This window comes from Bacillus sp. ok061 (assembly GCF_900108285.1).
Lineage (GTDB): Bacteria > Bacillota > Bacilli > Bacillales > Bacillaceae_G > Bacillus_A > Bacillus_A thuringiensis_S.
On sequence record NZ_FNUW01000007.1, the window covers coordinates 155,151 to 180,533 of the forward strand.

Sequence of the window (25,383 nt, forward strand, 5' to 3'; positions counted from 1 at the left end):
TCTATTTAAAAAGGCGAGTCCTTGCTCGCCTTTTGATTTTTTATAATTTGTAATCATCGATTGCCTGTATTGGATTTTGAAGAATCATGTTGATTAAGCAATGGATGTGATTTAATATTTCCTGTATTTTCTTCGCTTCATATAAAGTTTGATCATATCCAAACTTTATTGTAAGTTTTTCTTCAGGGAAGCACATAATTCCATACTTTACATGTGGCTCATCAACAACTTCGTAATCCGTGATGGCAAAATGTCTGTTTTCATTTGAAGAAAAGATTGCTGGATTAGTTGGATAGTTTTCAAAAACCCAAAGATGGTCAGTCAAGTCAGTTTTTAATTCACTTTGCTTTTGTATATCAACAAATGAATAGTATGCATACTCATTACATTTCAATGTTTCTAGTTGTACTTTTTGCAGGAAATCTACAAAAGTTTGCGTTTCTGTCCATGCTAGTCGGATAGGCAAAACATTTGTGAACAGCCCGAACATATTTTCAATTCCTTCTACTTCGGGAGGTCTGACTGATACGAGATTAGGCAATACTACTTCTCTCGTTCCGTTGAATTTGCCAAGTAATATTCCCCATACAGCTAGTAGTGCTGTATTCATAGTTATATTGTTTTTAGTTACAAATGTCTGTAACTGATTAGTCAACTCCTTGTCTAATGCTAAATCCATAAAAGTGAATTTTAACCCTTCACTTTTAGATGGGACTTTCTTTTTAGGAATACTAATTTTCTGATTATATCCTGATAAATAATCCCGCCAAAAATGACGTGCTTTCTCATGATCTTGTGCCAAAGTCCAGTCTATGAATGTTTCAAAAGGTTTTACCATAGGTAACTCCGCCGTAGTTCCCGCATTTGTTGTTTCATAGAGCTGGAATAATTCGTCTATCAAAATGCTGACGCTCCAACCATCACATAATAGATGATGGGAACTCCAAATTACCTTATGCTCGTTATTACCTAGTTGGAATATACAGAGACGTGTCATAAGTTCATCATTTTTGAATCCTCGGCTTAAATTTTCATTCATCCACTGTTTTAGGAATTCTTGCTGTTCTTGTTTCGTCATCTCAATCAAGTTTTTTATTTCTGAATTTATTTGAACATCATATAGAACAGCTTGCCAATGTTTTGCTTGTTCATCTTGCACAATTATTGTTCTTAAAGAATCATGACGATCAACTAATTGTTGGAAACACTGAATAAAGAGTTTAATATCCAGCTCCCCCTCAAGTGCCCAAATTGTTTGTTCAAAATATGCATTTGTATCAGGTTCATTCGTAGCATGCTCATAAATAACTTTCTGGAAAGGTGCTAACGGATAAATACGCTCTATTTTTATATCCGGCATTTTTTCTTGTATTTTGGTAAGTGTATATTGATTAAGTTGTTTATCTTTAACATTTAGTAATGTAGCTTTATTATCGTTCATTATATTTACATCATTTGTTTGTGAACTTGAAAACTGGTCTAGCTTTTTAACAAATTGAACCATGTCCCTTAATATAGGAAATGAAAATAGATTTTTTGGTTCAAGCTCGAATCCTTGTCGATACAGTCTGACGGACACTTGAATCGCTTTTATCGAATCTCCACCTAAGGCGAAGAAATGATCATTTACTCCAACTTGATCTATTTTGAGTACTTCTTGCCAAATACTAGTTAATATTTTTTCCATTTCAGTTTTTGGAGCAATAAATACTTCATTTTTTTGTTTCTCCGGAGTAGGGAGCGCTTTTCTATCTAATTTTCCGTTTGAAGTCAGGGGTAATTGGTCCAAATAAACAAAATAAGAAGGAATCATATAATCTGGCAAGTAATCTCGCAAATGCTTTCGTAGTTCTGTTGTACTAATATTTTGCTCAGTTACCACATATGCAACTAAAAATTTTATTCCGTTCTCATCTGTTTGATCAATTACGACAGCATGTTCGACTTGTTTATAAGTTAGAAGACAATGAGAGATTTCTTCTAACTCCACTCGATATCCCTGAATTTTCACTTGGTAATCTTGGCGGCCTAAAAATTCAATATATCCCTCAGAATGCATTTTTCCACAATCTCCTGTTTTGTATATAAGACCAAAATCAGGATGTGACACAAACGCTTCATTTGTTTTCTTTTCATCATTTAAATATCCTTTAGCAAGGCCCACTCCCCCGATATATAAATCTCCAATTACACCAACAGGGCACATTTTCTTTTCATAGTTCAACACATAATACGTTTGGTTTGCCAAGGGCATCCCGTATGGAATACTGTTCCAATGTGATTCCACTTGTTTGACCGGATAATAAATTGACCAAATCGATGCTTCTGTTGCCCCTCCTAGTGAAACTACTTCTGCAATCGGAAAATGTCGTTTTATTTTTTCTGGTAAAGAAAGTGGAATCCAATCTCCGCTATGTAAAACTAAACGCAAAGAAGAATGTTCAAAATGAGAACCTACTTGATCCAATGCCAAATCCATGATTGCAGGCACTGTATTCCAAATTGTAATCCCTCTACGTTCGACAGTGTGGATTAATTCTTGCATGTTTCTTGGATCACGAATCATTACCAACATTGCACCTGTGCTTAAAGCTCCGAAAATATCGTATACAGATAGGTCAAAACACATGGAAGAGATACCAATAATACGATCATCTTCATTTACCTCATATTTTTGATTTATGTCTTGAATCGTATTTGTAACCGCTTGGTGAGTAATAATTACTCCTTTTGGTTTCCCTGTACTTCCTGAAGTGTATATAATATAGGCAATATCTTCTGGACCAGCAATAGCGGGCATATCTTCTGTTGTATAAAATGACAAATGATTTTCTTCATAAAGACTAGGTTCTAATAAAAGTTTGCATGAGCTATTTTTTAAAATATATGTTTGGCGATCTAAAGGATGATCGGGATCAATCGGAACATAAGCTGCTCCTGCTTTTAAAATACCTAACATATTAACAATTGTGTCAACTCGCCTTTTTGCTAAAAGACCCACTTTGTCACCTAGACCAATGCCTTGCTCTTTTAAGAAGTGGGCAATTTGATTGGAGCGTTTATGAAGTTCCGAGTATGTTAACCATTCTTGTTCAAATACCACCGCTACTTCATCCGGTGTACGTTTTACTTGGTCTGTAAATAATTGATACAGAGTAGTTGAAGGTATTTTTTCTGTTGTTTCATTGTATTGTTTAATTAAAGTTTGATCCGATTCTTTCATCTGCAAAGATGTTATATCGCTTTGTTTCACCAATTGTTCCAATAAGTAAACAAATTGGGAAAACATTGCTTCTATTACATCAACATCAAACAACTCTTCAACATAGTTCCAGCTAATTAATAACTCTCCATTTTTTTCAATTACTACATTATCCAAATACACTTGTGGAGTCCGAGCATGAATATAGCGAAGAGAACCAAGTTGTTCCCAAGAGAAAGCACCTGCACCTGCTAACATCGAGGTGAAAACGATTGGCATAACTGCTTTTGGCGTCATTTGATGATATCGAGTAAAATCTCGAATAAAGTTAACTCCATCGTAATGACGATGTTCAAGGCCATCTAATAAAGTAGATTGCGTTTCTTTTACTCTAGTAAAGAAAGTTTGCTCTGGTTTTACATCAACATCCAACAAAATAAGCGATGTGAAATCTCCAACAATCTGTTCTACTTCATTATGAACAGGATAACGGTTAAATACAGTCAAATTAATTGCCAATTTACGTTGATTACTCCAATATGCCAACACATCACCATATATTGTACAAAGTAGAGCGGAAGGTGTTACCTCTTTCTCTTGTGCTAACTTTCGTAGCTTTGTCCATTTTTCATTGTCCAGGATTTTTGTAAGTGATTGGAATTTAGGAGTAGCAATCTCTGCTGGTTCCTTTTTTAACAGCAAAGAAGGTGCAAACGGAAAGTCAGGAAGCTTACTTGTCCAATAATCTTTTGCTGTTTTATATTCTTCGCTTTGTTCCATTTCATCATAGATAAACATGTAATCTTGAAAATCAAAAGATAGAGATTCTAATTTTTCATTTGGTTTATAATAATAATGCAACAAATCCTGTCCAACAATGTTCATGCTTGCTCCGTCCATTAATAAAGCATCGTATCGAAAACATAATAAATACGTGTCTTCTTTTAAAAGAAAGGCTTTTAATTCGAACAAAGGCCATTGCCCCAAAGGGAATACATGGTTAGTCATTCGAGAACGCTCTTCTTGTAAGCGAGCATTTTGATTCCTATCATCTAAATCTATGAGACTCACTATTTCAATCTCGTAATCAGGAACGCTTTGTAATATTTGCTGTTTTCCCTCTGGTAAAATTACAGCTCGCAACATTGGATGACGATGAATTACCTTTTGAAAACTTTTTGAAAGACGATTGATATCCAACGCTATTTCATATTCAAAATATGTTTGAGGTGAAATACCACTTAATTCAAACTGTGAATTCCGTCCTAACATATACGCTGTCTGAACTTCTGTTAAGGAAAATGGCTTAGATAAATCTTTAACACGAGTTGGTCTACTTTCAAGGTTTTCCTCTTTATGCTCTAACTTTACACAAGAACTCAGTTGAGCAATCGTAGGGTGCTTAAAAAAATCTGTTGTACTTATTTTTAAGCAGTCTTTTCTTAATAAATTAATTACCTGAAGTGCTTTAATGGATTCTCCTTTTAATGCAAAAAAATTATCATGAATACCGATTCCCTCAATCTCCATAACTTTTTCCCATGCATGCACTAATTTTTGTTCAATTTCATTGCGCGGGGCAACGTATGGAATTGATACATAATCTGTTTGTGTTATATCCAACAGCCTTTTTCTATCCACTTTTCCATTTGGATTCAATGGAATCTCTTCTACCTGAATCATTTTTTCAGGAATCATAAACTCAGGTAGTTTATCACTTAAATATTTTCTGATTTCACCAAAAGACACCTTGTTATCCGAAACATAGTAGGCAGCTAATAATTTCCTATTTCTATACACTTGATCAACAACGATAGCCTGGTTTATTTCTGGATATTCCCTTAATTGAGTTTCGATTTCTCTTAATTCAATCCGATACCCCCGAATTTTCACTTGATGATCCATTCGACCTAAATATTCAAGTTCTCCATTAGGCAACCAACGAACGAGATCACCTGTATGATACATCATTTCCCCTGCCGCAAAAGGACTCGGTACAAACTTTTCATCTGTCAGTTTATTTTTACCAAGATACCCTCGTGCTACCGCTACGCCAGCAATGCAGAGTTCACCGGGAATTCCAAATGGTTTTAATTGGCCATACTTATTCAATATATAGGAATGATAATTCGGGTTAGGTTTGCCAATCGTAACTTCTTTGGAAGTGCTCAAGTCTTTTACTGTTGCGCAAATGGTTGTTTCTGTGGGACCATAAATATTTAAAATTGTTGCTTCACTGATACAACGAATTTTTTCAACCAAATCAATGGAAAATGATTCTCCTGCTAATAAAATAGATTTTAAATCTTTTAGAAAATTTGCCCCTTCTGGATCACTCAAAATCACTTCCATTCGCGATGGCGTTGATTCCCATAAATCTACCTTATGTTTTTTGACTAAATGAGCCAATTCTTTTGTTGCAAACTGGTCCTCTGTAGCAATTACTACTTTTGAACCTTGCGTTAAAGGAAGACATATTTCTAACAAGGAAATATCAAAAGATACACTAGCAAGAAACAAGAATGATTGATTAGCCTTTACTTTTTCTCTCATTACATTTAAAAAATGAACTAGCGATTTTTGTTCGATCATTACCCCTTTTGGATTTCCTGTCGATCCTGATGTGTAAATAACATAAGCCAAATCATTAGGATTATGTTCTCGTACTAAATTACTTTCTTCACCTTGGAAAAGATATTCTTTATCAAGATACAGTACTTCACCCGCAAATTGCGGCAATACTTCCTCTGTTCGCTTACTAAGTAAATATTTTGCTTGACTATCTTGTAACATATATTCAATTCGTTCAGTTGGGTAGTTAGGGTCGATTGGTAAATACGCTGCTCCTGCTTTTAAAATCCCCATCATACCAATAATCATTTCTAATGACCGATCTACCATAACGCCAATAATACTTTCTTTTGAAACACCTTTACTTTGAAGAATAGATGCCAATTGATTCGCTTTCTTATTCAATTCTCTATATGTCAAAGATTGATCATTACAAACAACAGCAATTTGATCTGGAATTTTTAATACTTGCGCTTCAAACAAATCTTGAAATGATTGAAACAAGTCTATGCCCGTTTGAAAAGTATTCAATCCTTCTAACAACTCTTTTTCTTCTTCTGCAATAATACAAATATCTTTCAATGCCAAATTCGGGTTTTGTGAAACTTGCTTTAAAACATAACAATACGAATTGGCAAATTGTTGCAAAGAAGAGAATGAACGGGACTTGCAAGAAATTTGAAATTCAAATTCATTATGTATTTCATTCCATTTTCTTCGTATCCATAGGGCTAAATTATTCTCTGCGTATTCTTCTAGCGAATTTTCATTATGTAATCCTTCCATCCCGATTACAATTTGAAAAGGAGTTAAATTGTGTTTAACTAATAATTCAGAGAGCGAATACTCCTGATTTTCATACCCGAATAAAGTCGTTTGTTCAATCTCATTTACTAATTGTTTAAAGGTGTGATGCGGATGGATTTCACTTCCTAAAGGAATCAACTTATTAAGATTCTCACTTTGTTCAAGATTCTTTTCAATTATAGGAATACCAATAGTAATTCTTTCTTGATCTGTATAATGTGCCAAACAAACCCTTAAAGCGGCTTGAAACCAGCTAAATAATAATAAATCTTGAGACTTACTTATTTTTTGTATACTTTTACTAAATTCTACATTCACTATGATTTGAACGTACTCACAAGGTGTTTCTTTATTTAGTTGGTAATCGCTATTAAATACAGAAAAATCGAGAATCTCGGAAGATAATTGCTCCTTCCAAAACGCTTCTACTTCTTTATTTTCATGAATCGAACTTCGATCTTTAATGTGCATTTTTATCTTTATCCCCCTAATATTCATTTCTTCTACTCGTTAATTTTCAAGCCAACTTCAAGCCCATGGAGAAACACTTGATGGTTATCCAAACATAAAAATTGCTGAATCTCTTCAAATTTCATATGACCAACTGAACAAGCCCCTAAATTTAATGTCTCAGCAACCATATTTAAGGTAGCAGTGATAATGCCTGACTCAATACAAGCAAATAAATATCCATCTGAACCGTATTTCGGGATGGAAGCGTTCGCATTATAAACCAAATAAACTGAGAAGGCAGATTGAGTAAATAAATCCTGATTAATTAACTCATGATCACTTTTGATTACTTGATCAATGTTGTTTACAATCACAAGACTATTTTTTGATGGGTTATAATAATAAAATCCAGCTCTCATACCCTCTATACGTTTTGGTTTTACATAAACAAAGATATCAATGGGATAGAGCCCGCCTGCACTTGCGTAATGATAGTATATTTTTTCTTCCCTAACCTGTTTTAGAGTTGATAAGAATTGGGAAAATTCCGAAAAACTAATATATTTTTCCATATCAAATTGACGACAAGACCTACGTTCCTTGATTATAGTAGGTAGCTCATCTGTTGTTTCAAGTTGAATTTTGGTTGACCGCGCAGCAACGTGCGTGCGATTTAATTGTTCACTCATATACTTATCTAACTTTTCTTTAGAAAAGCGAATCTGGTTGCTATATGGATTTGAAAAAATCTTTTCTTGTGAAGAAAATACTTCTCTTGGGTGTAATATGTTACTTACTAACACACGATTTTTTATCATGAGCTCTATATTTTTTTGTGTCTCTTCTACATTTCCTAACGAAAAGCGCTCTACTAGTTCACTGATTTTCACACCTTTTTGAGCCATAAAATAAAAATCAGGAAACCACTCAGACAGAATACCTGTAAATCTCATTTCCCCTATCAAAACTTCATTATGCAACTTCTCCCAATGCTTAATCGGAGACCAGTAATAAATTTTCTCGCTCATATAACCCTCCATAAACGTTTAACTTATTTTTGAAATGCAATTTTCTAATCTACAAAATTTTTTTTAGATTCTGCTCCTTGTCTCATAGTGATTATAAATACATGCACTTTAACGAAACTTGAAAATAATGAAATAACTTTTTCTTCATTAAAATTTTTTATTTCATCATAAAAAATGATTTTTCTTTGGATATTTCACATCCTTTCCCATAGTAATCCTATAAGTTATAAACCATTTATAACATTGAGAATATTCATGTATTTCCAATGTGAAATTATTGTAATGGATTGGAGAGCGGTTGAATATAGTTATTAAATCAAATAATGTTGAGAAAGTTTTATTTATTATATTGATAAAATTTTATGATGTAATTTATTACAAATATATTAAGAAAAGAGTTTTAAATTTTTCTTAATCAGTTAGTGTGAAAATATCACATACTATTACATACAATCGAGTTACTTACATTTCATATTCAAAATAGAGAAAAGACACCTTGAATGGTGTCTTTTCTCTATTTTAATTCCATATACTTTTTACGCCTTTGTTATTTTTAAACGATTTGTAGGAATTAATACAACTCGAACATCTAGTTCGTTATATGTTCGAATATATAATAAACATTATCTGAATTACGAATGTATTTCAGATAATGTTATAAATAAACTCAAAGATATCTTCTCCTCCTACTGTCACAAAAGAAATAATCTATTGCTTATTTCTTTTATTAAATTGTAATATAATTACAGTATGTGAAATTATATTACATTAACTTTAAAAACGAAGTGAGAATAATCTTCACTTCGCTTTTTTTATTTGCAATCCTTATTAAATTTGCTCAATGCAGTATTTATTTCCACATTCTTCGCTTTTATTTAATCGGTTTCTCTGTTTTTAAGACAAATGAACTTAATGCAGGAACTTTAATTTTATTGTCATGGACAACATAAAGTGGTTTACTTCCCGCCTGCTTGCCGTCTACTAGTACTTTCCAAGGCCCTTTCGATGGAAGTGTTATTTCAACAGCTTCTCTATTTGCATTGTGAGCCACTGTAAAGTATTCATTTTTATTCCCCTCTATTGTATAAGCTACAGTATTTTTCGGAGCATCAATAAATGATACGTGTGTTTTTATTTGCTCTGCAGATGTCATTCGAAAAGCTGAGTACTTTTTGCGTAATTCTATTAAACCCTTCATATAATCTACTTCATTATTAAACGTTGCACGGCGCAGCCAATCCATCTGGTTAATTGAGTCTGGAGATTTGTAACTATTATGATCACCGTATTTCGTCCGCATAAACTCTTGCCCTGCATGTAAAAATGGAATTCCTTGTGATGTTAATAAAATCGAAGAAGACAATTTGTGCATTTGTGTTCGCACTTCATCGCTGTCACCTGGATTAGTTAACTCAAGTTTATCCCATAATGTATGATTGTCATGTGCTTCCACATAAGTTAATACCTGTTCCGGATCTTGATAGGTAGACGAATTTGTATCGTAGTCAATACCTGCCGTAATACCTTTTTTAATACGATCTTCCATATTTTCCTTTCCATTTATAAAACCATTTTCTTTCTCCTCAAATACACTACCTTTCAACCCATCACGTATATTATCGTTAAAATGAGCAATCCCTTTCATTTTCTCTGCATTTTTTTGATTTGCTTTCAGCTCAGCTGCAAGAGGTGTATTTAAATCCCATCCTTCTCCGTGTAGTATAATAGAAGGGTCAATTTGATTAACAGCTTTACGTATTTCATTCATCGTTTCATAATCATGAATACCCATTAAATCAAAACGGAATCCATCTAAATTGTATTCTTTTGCCCAATATGTTACGGAATCTATCATAAATTTCCTCATCATTTTTCTTTCTGAAGCAGTATCATTTCCTACTCCAGTTCCATTTGCAAATGTTCCATCTTCATTGTAACGATAATAATAACCTGGAACTAACTTATGAAAATTAGATTCAGCAGCGTTATACATATGGTTATATACTACATCCATCACTACTCGAAGATTATTATCATGTAGTGTTTGAACCATTTGCTTTAATTCAGTTATTCGAACAGTTGGCTCATAAGGATTTGTAGAATAGGAGCCTTCTGGAACGTTGAAATTTTTAGGATCATATCCCCAGTTATATTGCGGTTCATTTAAAGTCTCTTCATTTACTGAAGCATAATCAAATATCGGTAAAAACTGAACGTGAGTAACACCAAGCTCCTTTATATGATCAAGTCCTGTTTTTACACCTTCTGGCCCTTTTGTCCCTTTTTCTGTTACACCTAAATACTTCCCTTTCTGTTTAATACCACTTTCAGGTTGAATGGAAAGATCGCGTACATGTAACTCATAAATAATAGCATCTTCCGGAATTTTAAATTTTGGCTTTTTGTTTACTTTCCATTTTTTAGGATTTGTTTCTTCTAAATTAACGACTGCACCTTTATCCCCATTTACAGAAGCAGCACGCACATATGGATCAACCGCTTCAGTCCACTTATCACCAATTTTGACCTTATACGTATAAAGGAGCCCTTTTTGGTTCCCCTTTAGTTCTGCTGTCCAAGTTCCCTTTTCACCTTGTTGCATGTTTATTTCAGCACCTATTTTATCGTTCCAGTTTTTATATGTAACTAACTTCGCTTCGCTTGCAGTAGGAGCCCATAAACGGAACTTTGTATGTTGCGCGGTATATGTATTCCCTAAATCGTTACCACTATAATAAAATAAATTATCAAATTCCTCGCTACGAATGACTTTACCAATTTCAGTATTCGTATCAGCTAAGTTTTCTATTTTAACTTTGTATGTTTGTTTTAAATCAATTTTCTGTTCCGTAATTATTTTAACCTTATTAGTAATATCTCCACTGTTTATATCATAAGGACTAATATTCTTAATTTTAATGCCTTCAATTTCAATTTTCTTTTCCCTAATATGAAACGGGACATTAGTCGTTACGGTAATTTCATGGAAACTATCAATAGTTGCTTTTTGAATTGAGAGATCTGAAGAAGGCTTAGAGTTATATACTTTTTCATCGCCCGAAAGAATCCATACTTCAGCACGACCGCCCTTTATATTTTCAATCCAACGATCCCCACCATCTTTTTCCCATTCATTTGTTCGAACTATAAATCCTACACGATTATAGTCACCGTCTATTTTTATCTTAGCGTATTTTCCAAATTCATCTTCACCAGTAAATTCATAAGATGTACCATTTGCATTTTCTCCCCATAACCAAAGATTCCAGTCTTTTGTATTTCCAAGCTTCTCTTTGTAATGAATGATAACTTCAGTTGTTTTCGAATTTGAAACTGCCTTCACACCCTGAAAGGAGAAAACAGATGATAACATAACGATTAAAGTAAGTAATAAAACTGTTTTGTTAATTAATCTTTTTATAATTTGCACCACATACACCCTTTCTTCAAATATTACTAGCGATTTATTATGCTTACACTGAATAACACTGCTTAAATTAATCTAGAAATCTCTTTTGCTTCACCTCCATATTGGCTATTTTCACGTATGTATTTCAATGACCTTTTAATACGAAAGCGCTTGCGTAAATACTTAAAAAAATAGATTTGTGTATGCCCTCATATATTTGTAAATGCTAAAAGATCAGGGAAATCATTTTTAAAGCAACCGTTTGTTATCGCTTTCATTTTATAGACTTTCTATCAAGAGGTCAATATATTATTAATTTTCTGTTTTTATATACTTTAAGCCTTATTTATTTGTCGCAACTTCTTACAGATAACGCGCCTAATTATTGCTTAGTCAGTTTATTTTCAACAATACATTGCTACGTAAAAAAGCTAATATCCTTAAAATGATATTAGCTTTTTTCATAATGTATTAATATATGAATGAGAACTATATTTCTAAATTACTTAATTTTTGCTGCATCAAATGCTTTTTGAACTGCTTGAACTTCAGCTGTATTCGCACCATATTTATTAGTTGCCACTCGAATACATGCTGATCTCAATTCTTTGAAATTAGAAGTCATGTTTAACTCATCTGTATTTGCATAATAGAAAATATCAAACATTTTATCTTCACCAATTCCTTTAACAGTTACTCCGTTATGAGTTCCGCCTTTTGCAATGAGATACGCAACTTTATTAATAATACTTGAATTAAAATGAACACCGCCTTGATCCCATCCATTAAAATCGTTAAATTCACTGTAATCATCTGGATAAGGTACTCCTAGTGAAGATGGAACAGAAGCTGGGTTTTCCATATCACGGAAAACAGATCCCGTTTGTTCTCCCATTGTCCAGTTAAAGTTTCCATTATTTACGTATTTCTCAATAGATGTTCCCATAATATCAGATAGCGCCTCATTAATCGCACCAGATTCCCCGAAATATTCAAGGTTAGATTCGCTAGAAGTAACAGCATGTGTAAATTCATGTCCAGCTACGTCATATGCTTTAACAATAGGATCCCCATATACAAGCATACTTCCATTATTAGCACTTAATGCATTCTGCCAATTTTTTGGATCATTCGTCTCTTCAGAATCCCAAGCGTGTACAACTGAAACTACCTTTTGTCCCTTATTATCAAAGCTATTACGCTTGTATTTATCTTTATAAAAATCAAATACTTTTGTTGCTAAGTAATGAGCACTTACCGCTTTTGGATCGTTAAATGTTGCCGAAGTACTAGTCGCTAATGTACCAGGATAATAGCTTTCTTCTTTAGTAATATCTCTGTAATTCACATCATATGTTTCAATTCCTTGCCCTCTTGTATAATCAGCCAGAGCATATTTGCCATTACTTTGTTTAGAGATACCAAATGAACGAGAAATACCTAAATCATCTTTTCCTGTTCCAGTTAATGATGTAAGACTGCTTTGTTTACTTTTCTTTAAAGCGCCAACTAGTTTGTCACTAGCCTTTAAGTTAGATTCTTGTACCATATTTTTTAACATACCACCATTTTGTGCATTTACTAAATAAGTACCAGAAACATAGTTTGGTGTTGCAGCTTCAAAGGTAACTTGGTATGCATTTTTAGCTTGTCCATTATTTTCATCAACAAAAATAACCTCTTTAACTTCTGGCTCAGTAATAAACTTGATATCGTTCCCGTACTTCGTATAAATAAATTGTTTTGCTTCATCTTTTGACAGATTAATAGGTTTTTTCAATTCTTCTTGTTTTAGATTTTGCGCACTATCACCTGAAACACTTTTAATAACACCCTTATTATCTACGTGTGCAGTTAATTGATGGCCATATACTTCTTTTCCTTCGTATGTTTGCTGCATACGCACAAGTGTAGTTCCATCATACGAACCACGTTTTTGAAGGACTTTATAATCTACTCCAGATTCTCCATTGACTTGTTTTTGGGACAGAGCTTGTTCTGTTTTCTCCTTAAGTGCATCCTTTACTACATTTTCTGGTGCCTTTTGTGACGGCTGTGTAAGTTCACCCGAACGGAACGATTCCTCCTGAATTTGAACTTGTAGTTGATCTGTTTCCTCTGCATGACCTACCCCATATGGTGCCACAGCTGTTAAAGCTAATCCTGTTGTTAATGCTACCTTAGTTAATGTCTTTTTGTTTTTCATTATTTCACCTCGTATAATTTTTGAAATAGAAAGCTTGTACAAAGTATACTGTCTATTTCTGTCGGAAAAAAGAGAAAATACACAATTTATGTAACATTATGCAAAATTACATAAATTGTGGTCAATATTATAAATAATGAACGGAACACATATGTACATTAATTTGAATAAAAGAGATTCCTTATAGGCGCTCATCCAATTGGTTAGTTATTAATTATCTATATTCATTCTAATAAAAGTATACTTACATCTAAATAACAACATAAAAACCCACTCTTAACTATTTTAAGAGTGGGTTTAATGCTATTAAAATAACAATTACTATAAGAAACCTTATAATTTATATTTTTTTAGTAATCCTATTAAGTTTTTTATAAAATTCACCTTTTGTCTTTGCATGATTAAACTCATTTGGATTAATATTTGCTTTTTGTGAGAGTGCTACAATTTCTTCTTTTGAAATTGAGTCTTTCGTATTTATAGATGCTATATTTGTGTATTTTCCGTCTTCTGTTTTTGGAATTTCTAAAATCCCTTTATTCACGAGATCAACTACAGCCTTATGCTCTGAAGAATGTAAATCTACACCAGTAATTTTCCAATTACGCATAACTTTTGGAGTGTATACACCATTCTTTACCTCTTTTAAATATGTAATAGCAAGGTTACGAATGGTTCCGCCTGTTTCTCCAAATGCATTCTCTTGTTTAGATGACCAAATTTGTTCAAACTTACGCCCCTCTAAAGCTCCCCCTTTTGCCTGAAGAGCCTCCATTCTATATGCATTCATTCCCAACGTCATAACATCGCTCATTTTGATTGGTTTGCTTGTACGAATAGAGCGTAAATTTGTAATTCTGCTTCCATATGGTTTTGTTAAGTCAATTTCGTATTTTACGCCTCCAAAGAAATCGTTCGTACTGTATTTAGATGCACGGCGGGTTTTATCAAAGCTAACGGTTACATCTCCGGCACGAGATGAGTTAAAATATCCTGCTGCCCATTCCATATAGTCTTTTAAATCTTTTCCAGAAATCTTATATACTGTAATTTCTCCCAAGGCATATTGGTAATTGTACGCAATATCTTTTTTCTTAATAGGACCTGTATCTAAACGGGCATAATCATTATCAATTTGATGGGCTACTACATCTGCTTTACTGTAGTAGAGCATGACTTCATGAAAGAAATCTGATAAAGGTGTTTCTTGAATCTGAACACTTGGAATACCCTTTATTTCATTTTCAGGAACAAGATTTCTACCCTTTAATTGAGCAACTACAACATTTGCATCTCCTCTCGCATATTCGTGAAAAGGTGTTAATGTTTCTTCAAGTGTAGGATCAGATAATATCGTTGTTCCATCAGCATTTTTTACAGGTATAGCGGTAGCAGTTTTATCTTTTAAAACCAACTTCCCATCTTGCTTTGTAAAAGTAAGATCAAGACGTGAAATATGTGTTCCATATTTATCTGGTTCTGTAATAATTACACCATTTACAACTTCTTTTTTTACAAGTTTATGCATGTGAGCCGCAAAAATAGCACTTAGTTCCGGACAAGCATTTGCAATATCTTGAACACCAGTACCAGGGATACCATTCTCATTTTCTAATCCCATATGCATAACTCCTACCATTACATCTACTTTACCTTCTAATTCTTTAATTGCCTTTTTTGTCTCTTCTACCGGATTTTTCACCACTAAACCATCTAAATGATCAGTTCCTTTTTCAAAGTCACTAATCATTGGGGTATTCATACCAATAATCCCGACTTTAATTCCACCTTTTTCAACAATTGTATATGCAGGAAGAAAGCGTTCTCCATTTTCCTTATAAATATTACCTGCTAACGTTTTTCCCTTATATTGCTCACTAACTTTTTTCAATGTATCTAATCCAAAGTTGAATTCATGATTTCCAAATGCCCAGGCGTCATATCCCATTGTATTCATCGCTACCATCATTGGCGATTGTGGCTTATCGTTGAATAATTCTACTGAGTTTCCTTGAATTGTATCCCCGGCATCTACTAATATAGTATTTGGATTTTCTTGACGGACCTTCTTAATAACCGTATAAAGCTGCGTCAAACTTCCACTCATATTTGCTCCATCAAGTGCATAATCCCAAGGCATAAATCTACCATGAATATCTGCAGTACCTAACAATGTAATATTTACTTCAGATTCCTCAGCCTTAGAGATAGGTGGTTTGACTATTACTGCTGTTGCAAGCAGTAATAGAATTACAAAGTAACATACATAGTTCTTCCATTTCATTTTTTGCATAATAATAATATTTCTCCCCTTTTTGTACTTTCATAAAGTTGTTTGAACTTTAAAAATGTAACTTATTATTCAGGAAACTTCAACTACAAAAGATAATTTTGAAGGTGGTTCTGTTGCAAAAATAAAGAGAATAAATTGCATACATCCCCTAACAGAATTGTATTTTATCATTTCCTGACAGAATACCCCTTCCTTATGGGTGTGAAGTATACTTTCAAAATAAGGACATATCATTTATCATCATAAAAATCATCAGTTCAATTTATTAAAACGGGCATATACAATATGTTATGATGCTAATTTTTTTGAATTTCGTTGCTGATTTATTTCCTTCTAAATAAAAACACTTTCAAAAAAATAACCCCGCTCTTCATTGAAGACGGGGTTACACTTATACAGAAAATCGGATAGTTTCATATTTTCTTAAGCTTATTGGTTACTTTCAACTAATTTCATTCTATTTTTGTTTTCTTCTGAATCAATATGAATCAACCGTTTTCCCTGTTTATAATACGTATCAATAAATAGGGAATGATTTTTACTTTTCAATTTCACAAAGCAATTTTATCTCTTTGATTTGTAACATATGACGCTGTTCATGCAAATAGATCAGTTCTATCCACTGGTCAAGCGGTAAATCTCCAAGCGCTGGATGCATCACTGATTTTTTCGCTAATATAGACTCATCTTCTATTGTACTCAGGAAACGCATCAATTCTTTTCTTGATTTGCTTAGCATATTGAGCATTTGCTGCACTTCAAATGGTTCTATACTTGGTTCAATCATTTCTGGAGCTATAAACTTTTTCGTTCTATCTAATAAAATAGTGTGAATTTCTTTACGCTCATTTTGGGTACTATCTAACTTTTTTAATCCTGAGGAAATAACTGTTATAACTCTCTCATCTAATAAAACTATATGATGACAAACTTGTGCAATACTCCATTTATCCTTATCTGGTTTCCTATTAAATTGAGCATCACTCAACAAAGTAATTTCCTCAACTAATTGATTTCTCGTTTCATAAAACTTACCATTCACAAATTTATCCATGCGGATTCTCCTTTCATTGCAACCTACATACTTAAATTCCTACGCTAGAAATATTATCTTCGAAAAATTTTTCTTTCACTACTATTCCAATTTCATTTAAAGCGACAAATGAAGTTATTTGTTTTTTTGTATATTTTTAATTGACACAAATAAATCAACCTTTAACTTTCCTTCTAGATCTTCAGCAACATTATTTAAGCAAAACTCTAAATTATCTCTATCATAATCTGCATCATACTCACTATTTGGTAGCCACTCTGCATACATGTATTGATACGCTTCACTTAACTTGTGAGGTTTATCATAAAACTGGTATAGACCATAGTTACCTCCATCTAATCTTTTAAATTGCACATCATGATACTTTTCTTTATCGAAGTTTTCAGGAATCGTAACACATGCATCATGCCGGCACTTATGGCTTGCAACAAGTTCAGGATTATCTAATGATATTCCGATAAATGATTGCTCTGGTGGATAAAGGTTATTTTCAATTGACCAGTTCAGTAACTTTCCCCAGTGATTTTGCGGTTCAAAGTAGCTACCAGTTCGTCTTATATACGCTACTTCTAATGGTGGTAATTTTTTTATAACAACTTTCATTTACATCTTCTCCCCTATAAATACGTACACTGTTTATTTAGCTTTCTTTAATATTTATTCCTTCTTAAATAAAAATAATTTTCTAATCACATAAAGTGAACCTTTAATCAGCGGGGGATGAATTTTAATTGTAATATAATGGATTACTACTACTAAAGTAGTATGTACTTTCATACTTTTATTTGATTTTAAATTCTTTTTAAATCGATATATTAATTGTAAGAAAATAAAAAGGTGGAGGATTTTAATTGATTAAAGGAATATACGAAGCGCATTTACCAGTGAGTAATTTACAACAATCTATCGAATTTTATGAAAAACTAGGATTGAAGTTAGCCTGGAGCGATGAATCAACAGCATTCTTTTGGATTGAGGAAGGGAAAAGTTGGCTAGGATTATGGGCGGGCTCTGAATACGAAACAAAATATCATCCTTCTTTACGTCATATTGCATTTAGAGTTTCATATGAGGATTTAAAAGAATCATTACATTGGTTACACTCACTTCAAATTAAAGCTGTTCCGTTTGGGAGTAATGAATCTATTGAACCCTTTGTCCGTCCACATCAAGGTAATGCATCTGTTTATTTTATTGATCCAGATGGTAATAGCTTAGAACTTATTTGTCATATTGTTGTACCTAACGCACTAAAACATATAACTGATAACTTATCCTTTAAAAATTGGGAGACACTATTAGCTGAAACATTTGAATGAATATTAGTTATAAATCATAATGGCTCGCCTTTATTTTTATAACATGTATAACAATCTTGAATAATAATGTCCTATCAATTTATCATTAAATAAATGTAAAAAATGACCCTATTTATTCATTTTTAATGCGTATGTATGTACATTTGTTAATTTATTCGATATATTATGGGTATTGAATGATTACGTAAAGTGTATAGGTCGCTTATATAACACCTTATATTTTTATATCCGTGAAAACTACAAAGTGTATGAAAATCCATTTGTCAAATGAATTTAGTGCGGAAGGAGGTTTGTGGTTACTTCATAGGGTATAATAATCAGTTTTTTACTGATAAAAATATAGGAGGCGACATAATGTTTCGTACGATTTCAAATTTCATGAGAGTAGCTGAGATAAGAAGGAAAATCCTTTTTACACTAGCGATGTTAATCGTTTTTCGAATTGGCACGTTTATTCCAGTTCCTCATACTAACGCAGAGGTATTAAAAGTACAAGATCAAGCTAACGTTCTAGGTATGTTAAACGTATTTGGTGGAGGAGCACTGCAACACTTCTCAATCTTTGCTGTAGGTATTACACCATATATTACAGCTTCCATCATAGTACAATTACTACAAATGGATGTTATACCTAAGTTTTCGGAATGGGCAAAGCAAGGAGAAATGGGCCGTAAGAAATCAGCTCAATTCACTCGATACTTTACAATCATTCTCGCATTCATACAGGCCATCGGAATGTCTTATGGCTTTAATAATATAGCAGGTGGACAATTAATAACAGATCAAAGCTGGACTACATACTTATTTATTGCGACAGTTTTAACTGCAGGTACTGCATTTTTACTCTGGTTAGGCGAACAAATTACCGCTAACGGAGTTGGTAATGGTATTTCGATGATTATCTTCGCAGGTCTCGTTGCTGCGATTCCAAATGTTGCAAATCAAATTTATTTACAACAATTCCAAAATGCAGGCGATCAGCTATTCATGCACATAATAAAAATTGTTTTAATTGGACTCGTAATTTTAGCGATAGTTGTTGGTGTTATTTACATTCAACAAGCTGTACGTAAAATACCGATCCAATATGCAAAAGCTGTTTCAGGAAACAATCAATATCAAGGAGCAAAAAACACTCATTTACCGCTTAAAGTAAATAGTGCTGGTGTTATACCAGTTATCTTTGCTTCTGCATTTTTAATGACGCCGCGTACAATTGCGCAGCTCTTCCCTGATTCAAGCGTATCAAAATGGGTAGTTGCAAATCTTGATTTCGCACATCCAGTTGGAATGACACTTTATGTCGGTCTTATCGTTGCTTTCACATACTTCTACGCATTTATTCAAGTAAATCCTGAACAAATGGCTGAGAATTTGAAAAAGCAAAATGGATATGTTCCTGGTATTCGTCCTGGTAAAGCAACTGAACAATATGTAACTAAAATTCTATACCGTTTAACATTTATCGGTGCAATTTTCTTAGGTGCTATTTCTATATTACCGCTCGTATTCACGAAAATTGCTACGTTACCACCTTCTGCTCAAATTGGTGGTACAAGCTTACTTATCATTGTTGGTGTAGCACTAGAAACTATGAAGACGTTAGAAAGCCAGCTTGTAAAACGTCATTATAAAGGCTTTATTAAAAAAGTGAATTAATTATAAAAAACACAGTTGGTTATTTTTCCAACTGTGTTTTTTATTTTATCAGTCCTGTAATATACAGGGCTGTTGCTTTATTAAACTACATCTCCTTCTCTAATAACCGCCCTTTTTTGAAATAAGTCCGTAGTGTTGAACGATTGGCCAAAAATACACCAATCAATATAAGACAAGCCCCCATTCCCATTGTAGGATTTAAAGGTTCTCCTAAAATGATATATCCCACAATTATTGCAATTAATGGTGATACATATAACCACGTCGATGGAAATACTGGATTTGTTTTTGATAAGAGCCAGTAATATAATCCGTGTCCACCAATCGATCCGATAAATATGAGATATAAAATAGGCCATTGTACACTCCATGAAGTTAATACAGTTACATTTGGTTGTTCTACAATAATAGATGCGATTAGTAGTAAAATCCCTCCATAAAACATTTGAATACCGTTAATAAGAAATGGTGATACATTTGATAAATCTGAAAGTATTTCTTTTGAGCGAATAGAGCCTATTCCGTAAAACAACTCTCCTATAACTAAAACAATACAAGCAATACTCCATATGAAACTTACTTGTTGATGCATTCCTGGTAAAGAAACAAATATAACACCTATTAGTGCAATAACTAAAGCAACGAGTTGTTCCTTTTGTAGTTTCTCCCTATTCCTCTTTGCTTGTATTAATAAAATCATCATTGGTCCCGTAGCAGAAAGAACAGCAGCTAATCCTGAAGAAATATATTGTTCTGACCAATATAAACTTGCGAATGTCATAAATGTTAAACAAAATCCAGCATACATAATGCGTTTTGAAAATATATGTGGCATAATTTCTTTTCGCTTTAATTTAAAAATAATCATAAGGATTATGCCCGCTAAAAAGAAGCGAATTCCTGCTGAAAACAACGGTGGCGCCCCTGCTTCAATTCCCATTTTTATCGTTAAAAATGTTGTCCCGAAAATAATACATACTAAAATGTAATTAAAAATGACCATTTTTCTTCCTCCTTTTTACTCTTAAAATGAGTATAGAGGGTATGGTGTATAACAGTGTATCGGTACATATAACAGTTACTTCAAGTTGTAGTTGATTCCCTATATATTTTTCGCTTTAATTAAATTAAAAAGAAAAATAGGTGAAACTATGAAGATTGTATTGCGTAAAGAATCAAACATACCGTATTACAAGCAAATATATATGCAAATTGTTGAAAGAGTACAAAGTGGTATGCTTTCACATGGTGAATCCCTTCCTTCTTTACGTTGTATGGCCACAGATTTACAAATCAATGTATTAACTGTTCGTAAAGCTTATAAACAGTTAGAAACGAAAGGGTATATACGCATCGAACAAGGAAAAGGTGCTTACATATATAAACGTGTAAAGAAAGATTTTAAACCTATACCGTATAAATGGCAACAATCAAGATCTATTAATGTTATGCGTTCTCAATATGCAATGAATAAACATCGTAAATATTATGATTTTTCACAAGCAATTCTGTATCCTCGTCTGTTACCAAATCCATTTTTGGCAGACGAAATGCATAAATTGCTGGATAAAAATCCGATGTTGTTAGCAACTTATGGGCCAGTTCAAGGCGATTATGAACTGCGAGTTGAAATAGCAAATTACTTAAATGAACACCAGAAATTAGTGACGGACCCATCTCAATTATTAATTACAAGCGGAGCACAACAAGGAATTGATTTAATTGCTCAAACATTATTAAAACCTGGAGATATCGTATTAGTAGAAAGTCCATGTTACAGTGCTGCGCTTGACGTTTTCATCAATAAAGGTGTTCAAATCATTACTATTTCTCTTGATAATCATGGAGTTCGTTCCGACTTAATTGATGATATTTGTCAAAGTAAAAATCCCGTTTTATTGTATACAAATCCCACCTTCCAGAACCCGACTGGTACAGTAATGAGTAAAGAACGAAGAATGGAACTTATAGAACTAGCGGAGCTATATCAATTTTTTATCATTGAAGATGATTCTTTCGGAGAAATATATTTTGAAGGTGCTATAGTCCCACCACCAATCAAAAGTTTTGATAAGGATGGCCACGTGATATATATAAAAGGATTTAGTAAAACGTTAGCACCAGGACTGCGTATCGCAGCACTTATTGCCGATGGTCCTATTTTTGAATGGCTATATGCAGTGAAAGGTTCCATGGATATCGGTAGTCCTTTATTAACACAGAAGGCACTTCTACCTTTCTTACGTGCGGAACGTATGAAAAATCATTTAGAAAAATTACGTACAGCTTTACAAATGAGACGTGATTTAACAATTGATATATTATCGCCATTAAAAGGACTAAACTTTGAGATACCAAATGGCGGTTTTAATTTATGGGTGACACTGCCTGATTCGATAGATCCCTTTACCTTATTACAAAAAGCAAATGAAGTAGATGTCTCTTTTTTACCAGGAACAGCTTGTCTATTAAACTACGAAACAAATGATAACCAATTAAGAATTAGCTATTCAATGTTAAACGAAAAAGATATGGCAATTGGATTAGAGAAATTACATGATACAATACGAAACAATATTTGCTAGAAGTAATAACACAATAGCCAACAATAAATAATGCCCGAAAATGACAAAGTGTAGTATGGGATATTATTTATTGTTGAGCTTTTTCGTTATTCAAATCTAGTTACTCTATAAGCTGTAATCTTCATTATCATTCCACTTTAATTACAATCTTTCCTCTAACATGTTGTCCTTCACTCAAAATATGAGCTTCTCGAACTCCTGCTTCATTAAATGGCACCACTTTACTTATGATTGGTTTGATTTTTCCGTGTACAATTAAAGCTGATAATTCTTCTAATTGTTTTCCGTTTGGTTTTAGCCATAAAAATCCTGATTTTATTCCTTCTACTTTTTGTAGTGGTTCATGAACAATGGAAACTAGAACACCACCAGGTTTAATAATTCGAAAACTTTTTTCTTGCACTTCGCCACCTATTGTATCTAACACAATATCAAAATCTGATACTAGTTCTTCAAATTTATCTTTTTTATAATCAATAACGAGATCGGCTCCTAAAGACTGTAAAAATTCTTTATTTTTACTACTAGCAGTCGTTGCAACAAAAGCTCCAAATGATTTTGCGATTTGGATTGCCAAACTTCCAACTCCACCAGCTCCAGCATGAATGAATACACGGTCATTTTCTTTTATTTTTGCGTAATCTATAAGACTTTGCCACGCTGTAAGTCCTGCAAGAGGAATAGAAGCCGCTTCTTCGTAACTAATATTATTAGGCATATGTGATACTAAATCTGATTGTACTGCAATGAATTCAGCATAAGAGCCCTTTCCTATATTTTCAGGTTTTGTAAACACTTTATCTCCTATATTGAAACACTCTACATCTTTTCCAACTTCTTCAATAACTCCAGCTACATCTAATCCTAAAGTGATTGGAAATGAAAAGCGTAACTGTTCTTGTAAGTCACCTTTTCTTATTTTCCAATCAACTGGATTAACAGATGTTGCGTGAATGCGTATTAATACCTCGTTATTCTGAACAACCGGTTTTAAAACTTGTCTTTCTTTTAATTCTTCAACAATACCATATTGATCAATAACAATTGCTTTCATTTCCTCTCCTCCTTGCTATTTATTTTAATAACATACAATTATTTCTCAAAATTTTTTGTCTTGAATTACCATATAATTATTTTTGGGGGTAATTATGCAAGAAGCATTATAAAGTGAAACTTTAATCAGCCCTCACCAATCGTGATTTTTCGGGCAGTTGATCCCCCTCCCAACTTCTTTGCTTTCCCTGAATTTTGAGATGGGACTCCTACTGCCCGTGAATGCGGGATGAATTCCAAAACGAATCTTACACACATCTTAGAATCATTCAAAACTGTATTATTAATTAAATTCAAAAGAAATGAGGCTAACTATATGAGTGAAAAGATATTTAAAATAAACGGAATTGATATATGTACAGAAAGCTTTGGGAACCCTAAGAACCCAGCTGTTTTATTAATTATGGGCGCTACATGTTCCATGGTTTATTGGGACGAAGAGTTTTGTGAACTGTTGGCTAGTACGGGGAAATTTGTTATTCGCTTTGATAACCGTGATGTTGGACGCTCTGTTGCCTATGAACCTAGAACTTCCAATTATACAGTAACAGATATGGCTGAAGATGCAATTGGAGTACTAGATGCTTATCATATTGATAAAGCTCACCTATTTGGTATGTCATTAGGTGGTATGATTGCTCAAATTGCCGCTGTAAAACATCCTGAAAGAATTTTGACGCTAACTTTACTAGCGACTAGTGTAATAGGATCTGATGACAATACTCGCAATTTACCTCCAATGGATGAAAGGATTTTAACACATCATGTAAATGGCACAAGTATAGATTGGACAAATAAAAATGATGTGGCAGAGTATTTAGTTTCAGGATCTAGTCTATTATGTGGATCAGAACGAAAATTTGATGAAAATAGAGTTTATAAACAAGTAAAACAAGAAATAGAACGCGCAAACAATTTATTAAGTATGTTTAATCATGCTTTACTTCAAGGTGATGATGCATATGAAGGTTTACTTCACTCCATACAAGCACCTACATTGGTTATTCACGGAACAGATGATACAGCACTCCCATTCGAACATGGCCTCGCACTAATTGATGAAATTCCAAACTCAGTACTAGTAACTCTTAAAGGGGCAGGCCATGAAAACCATCCAGATGACTGGGAAAGCATAATTAATGCTGTTTCTAAACATACATCTAAAATTTAGATAAAGTGAAACTTTAATTAGCCCTCACCAATCGGGCCTTTACGGGCAATTGATCCCCCACCTAACTTCTTTACTTTCGCTGAATTTTGAGGTGGAGGTCTTACTGCCCGGCAAATAGCGGGATAAATAACTAATGGAAGGGGCACAAATTGTATTGTGCCCCTTCCATTTACAAACAAAACCCCATCACTGTATTCGTATGTATAGTGATGGGACTTCTTATATTTTTCTATGTTTAAAAAAATGGACAATCTAATTGATCAACAGATTCCCATAATTTTTTTTTTGCATTTTCGGTGGGTGTATTTGTTTCTAGTGGCATGTTTTTAAAAGGGTTTACTTCGACTTTTAATAAGGATGAAGGCTCCACATATAACGAGAAAACATGGCTGCTTGGTAAAGCTTTTGAAACGTCAATATCTCCTACTTGTTTAAATAGTTGCTGCGCAGCAAAGAAGAAGAAATTAGTTGGATTGGATTGTTTATTCAGCCATGCAAGCATTTCAGGTGATACCGATTTATGAATATTGATTTTTACTCGATCACCACGTTTATATCGCCTAGATCGCATAC

General features: G+C 33.3%; 15 protein-coding genes. 4 read left to right on the forward strand and 11 right to left on the reverse strand.

From position 1 onward, the window contains the following. Window positions 1–40: 40 nt before the first annotated feature. From C4S65_RS12355 to C4S65_RS12385, 7 genes are all read right to left on the reverse strand, one after another. Window positions 41–7,051, reverse strand: a complete 7,011-nt coding sequence (locus C4S65_RS12355) for a non-ribosomal peptide synthetase (protein ID WP_142391531.1) — start codon at window positions 7,049–7,051, stop codon at window positions 41–43. Window positions 7,052–7,083: 32 nt separating this feature from the next. Beyond that, on the reverse strand, window positions 7,084–8,061 hold the full coding sequence (locus C4S65_RS12360; RefSeq protein WP_141527012.1) for a SagB/ThcOx family dehydrogenase: 978 nt from the start codon (window positions 8,059–8,061) through the stop codon (window positions 7,084–7,086). An 871-nt stretch (window positions 8,062–8,932) separates the two neighbouring features. Continuing rightward, complete coding sequence (gene pulA, locus C4S65_RS12365) at window positions 8,933–11,491, reverse strand: type I pullulanase (RefSeq protein ID WP_097820496.1); 2,559 nt, start codon at window positions 11,489–11,491, stop codon at window positions 8,933–8,935. A 481-nt stretch (window positions 11,492–11,972) separates the two neighbouring features. Next, on the reverse strand, window positions 11,973–13,676 hold the full coding sequence (locus C4S65_RS12370) for a M4 family metallopeptidase (RefSeq protein ID WP_098472204.1): 1,704 nt from the start codon (window positions 13,674–13,676) through the stop codon (window positions 11,973–11,975). Between the two features lie 340 nt (window positions 13,677–14,016). Beyond that, window positions 14,017–15,969 (reverse strand): 5'-nucleotidase C-terminal domain-containing protein, encoded by a 1,953-nt coding sequence (locus C4S65_RS12375; protein ID WP_103945246.1) that lies wholly within the window; start codon window positions 15,967–15,969, stop codon window positions 14,017–14,019. Between the two features lie 538 nt (window positions 15,970–16,507). Then, a complete protein-coding gene (locus C4S65_RS12380; protein WP_000357358.1) occupies window positions 16,508–17,023 on the reverse strand; it encodes a DinB family protein in 516 nt (171 codons plus the stop codon). 114 nt (window positions 17,024–17,137) lie between these two features. Further along, window positions 17,138–17,626 carry a GyrI-like domain-containing protein gene (locus C4S65_RS12385; RefSeq protein ID WP_061666111.1) on the reverse strand — a complete coding sequence of 163 codons (489 nt, stop codon included), beginning with the start codon at window positions 17,624–17,626 and terminating at the stop codon, window positions 17,138–17,140. A gap of 248 nt (window positions 17,627–17,874) precedes the next feature. On the opposite strand from C4S65_RS12385, the gene C4S65_RS12395 reads away from it, so the two are divergent. Beyond that, window positions 17,875–18,342 carry a VOC family protein gene (locus C4S65_RS12395; protein WP_000589641.1) on the forward strand — a complete coding sequence of 156 codons (468 nt, stop codon included), beginning with the start codon at window positions 17,875–17,877 and terminating at the stop codon, window positions 18,340–18,342. Window positions 18,343–18,696: 354 nt separating this feature from the next. Further along, window positions 18,697–20,001, forward strand: coding sequence for a preprotein translocase subunit SecY (gene secY / locus C4S65_RS12400; RefSeq protein ID WP_000490137.1), 1,305 nt, complete (start codon window positions 18,697–18,699; stop codon window positions 19,999–20,001). A gap of 85 nt (window positions 20,002–20,086) precedes the next feature. Here the strand turns inward: secY and C4S65_RS12405 are convergent, their stop codons facing one another. Next, complete coding sequence (locus C4S65_RS12405; protein WP_000234369.1) at window positions 20,087–21,004, reverse strand: EamA family transporter; 918 nt, start codon at window positions 21,002–21,004, stop codon at window positions 20,087–20,089. Window positions 21,005–21,152: 148 nt separating this feature from the next. Here C4S65_RS12405 and C4S65_RS12410 point away from each other — a divergent pair, with 148 nt between their 5' ends. Then, a complete protein-coding gene (locus tag C4S65_RS12410; protein ID WP_103945247.1) occupies window positions 21,153–22,586 on the forward strand; it encodes a PLP-dependent aminotransferase family protein in 1,434 nt (477 codons plus the stop codon). Between the two features lie 127 nt (window positions 22,587–22,713). Here the strand turns inward: C4S65_RS12410 and C4S65_RS12415 are convergent, their stop codons facing one another. Next, the gene (locus tag C4S65_RS12415; protein WP_061666110.1) at window positions 22,714–23,640 is read right to left on the reverse strand and encodes an NADP-dependent oxidoreductase; all 927 of its coding nucleotides are present in this window, start codon (window positions 23,638–23,640) and stop codon (window positions 22,714–22,716) included. A gap of 315 nt (window positions 23,641–23,955) precedes the next feature. Between C4S65_RS12415 and C4S65_RS12425 the strand changes: the two genes are divergently transcribed. Then, complete coding sequence (locus C4S65_RS12425) at window positions 23,956–24,810, forward strand: alpha/beta hydrolase (RefSeq protein ID WP_098838500.1); 855 nt, start codon at window positions 23,956–23,958, stop codon at window positions 24,808–24,810. A 17-nt stretch (window positions 24,811–24,827) separates the two neighbouring features. On the opposite strand, the gene C4S65_RS35175 is transcribed toward C4S65_RS12425, so the two are convergent. Both C4S65_RS35175 and C4S65_RS12430 read right to left on the reverse strand, forming a co-directional pair. After that, complete coding sequence (locus tag C4S65_RS35175) at window positions 24,828–24,956, reverse strand: hypothetical protein (protein WP_254905279.1); 129 nt, start codon at window positions 24,954–24,956, stop codon at window positions 24,828–24,830. 89 nt (window positions 24,957–25,045) lie between these two features. Continuing rightward, the gene (locus tag C4S65_RS12430; RefSeq protein ID WP_061666108.1) at window positions 25,046–25,381 is read right to left on the reverse strand and encodes a hypothetical protein; all 336 of its coding nucleotides are present in this window, start codon (window positions 25,379–25,381) and stop codon (window positions 25,046–25,048) included. Window positions 25,382–25,383 lie beyond the last annotated feature (2 nt).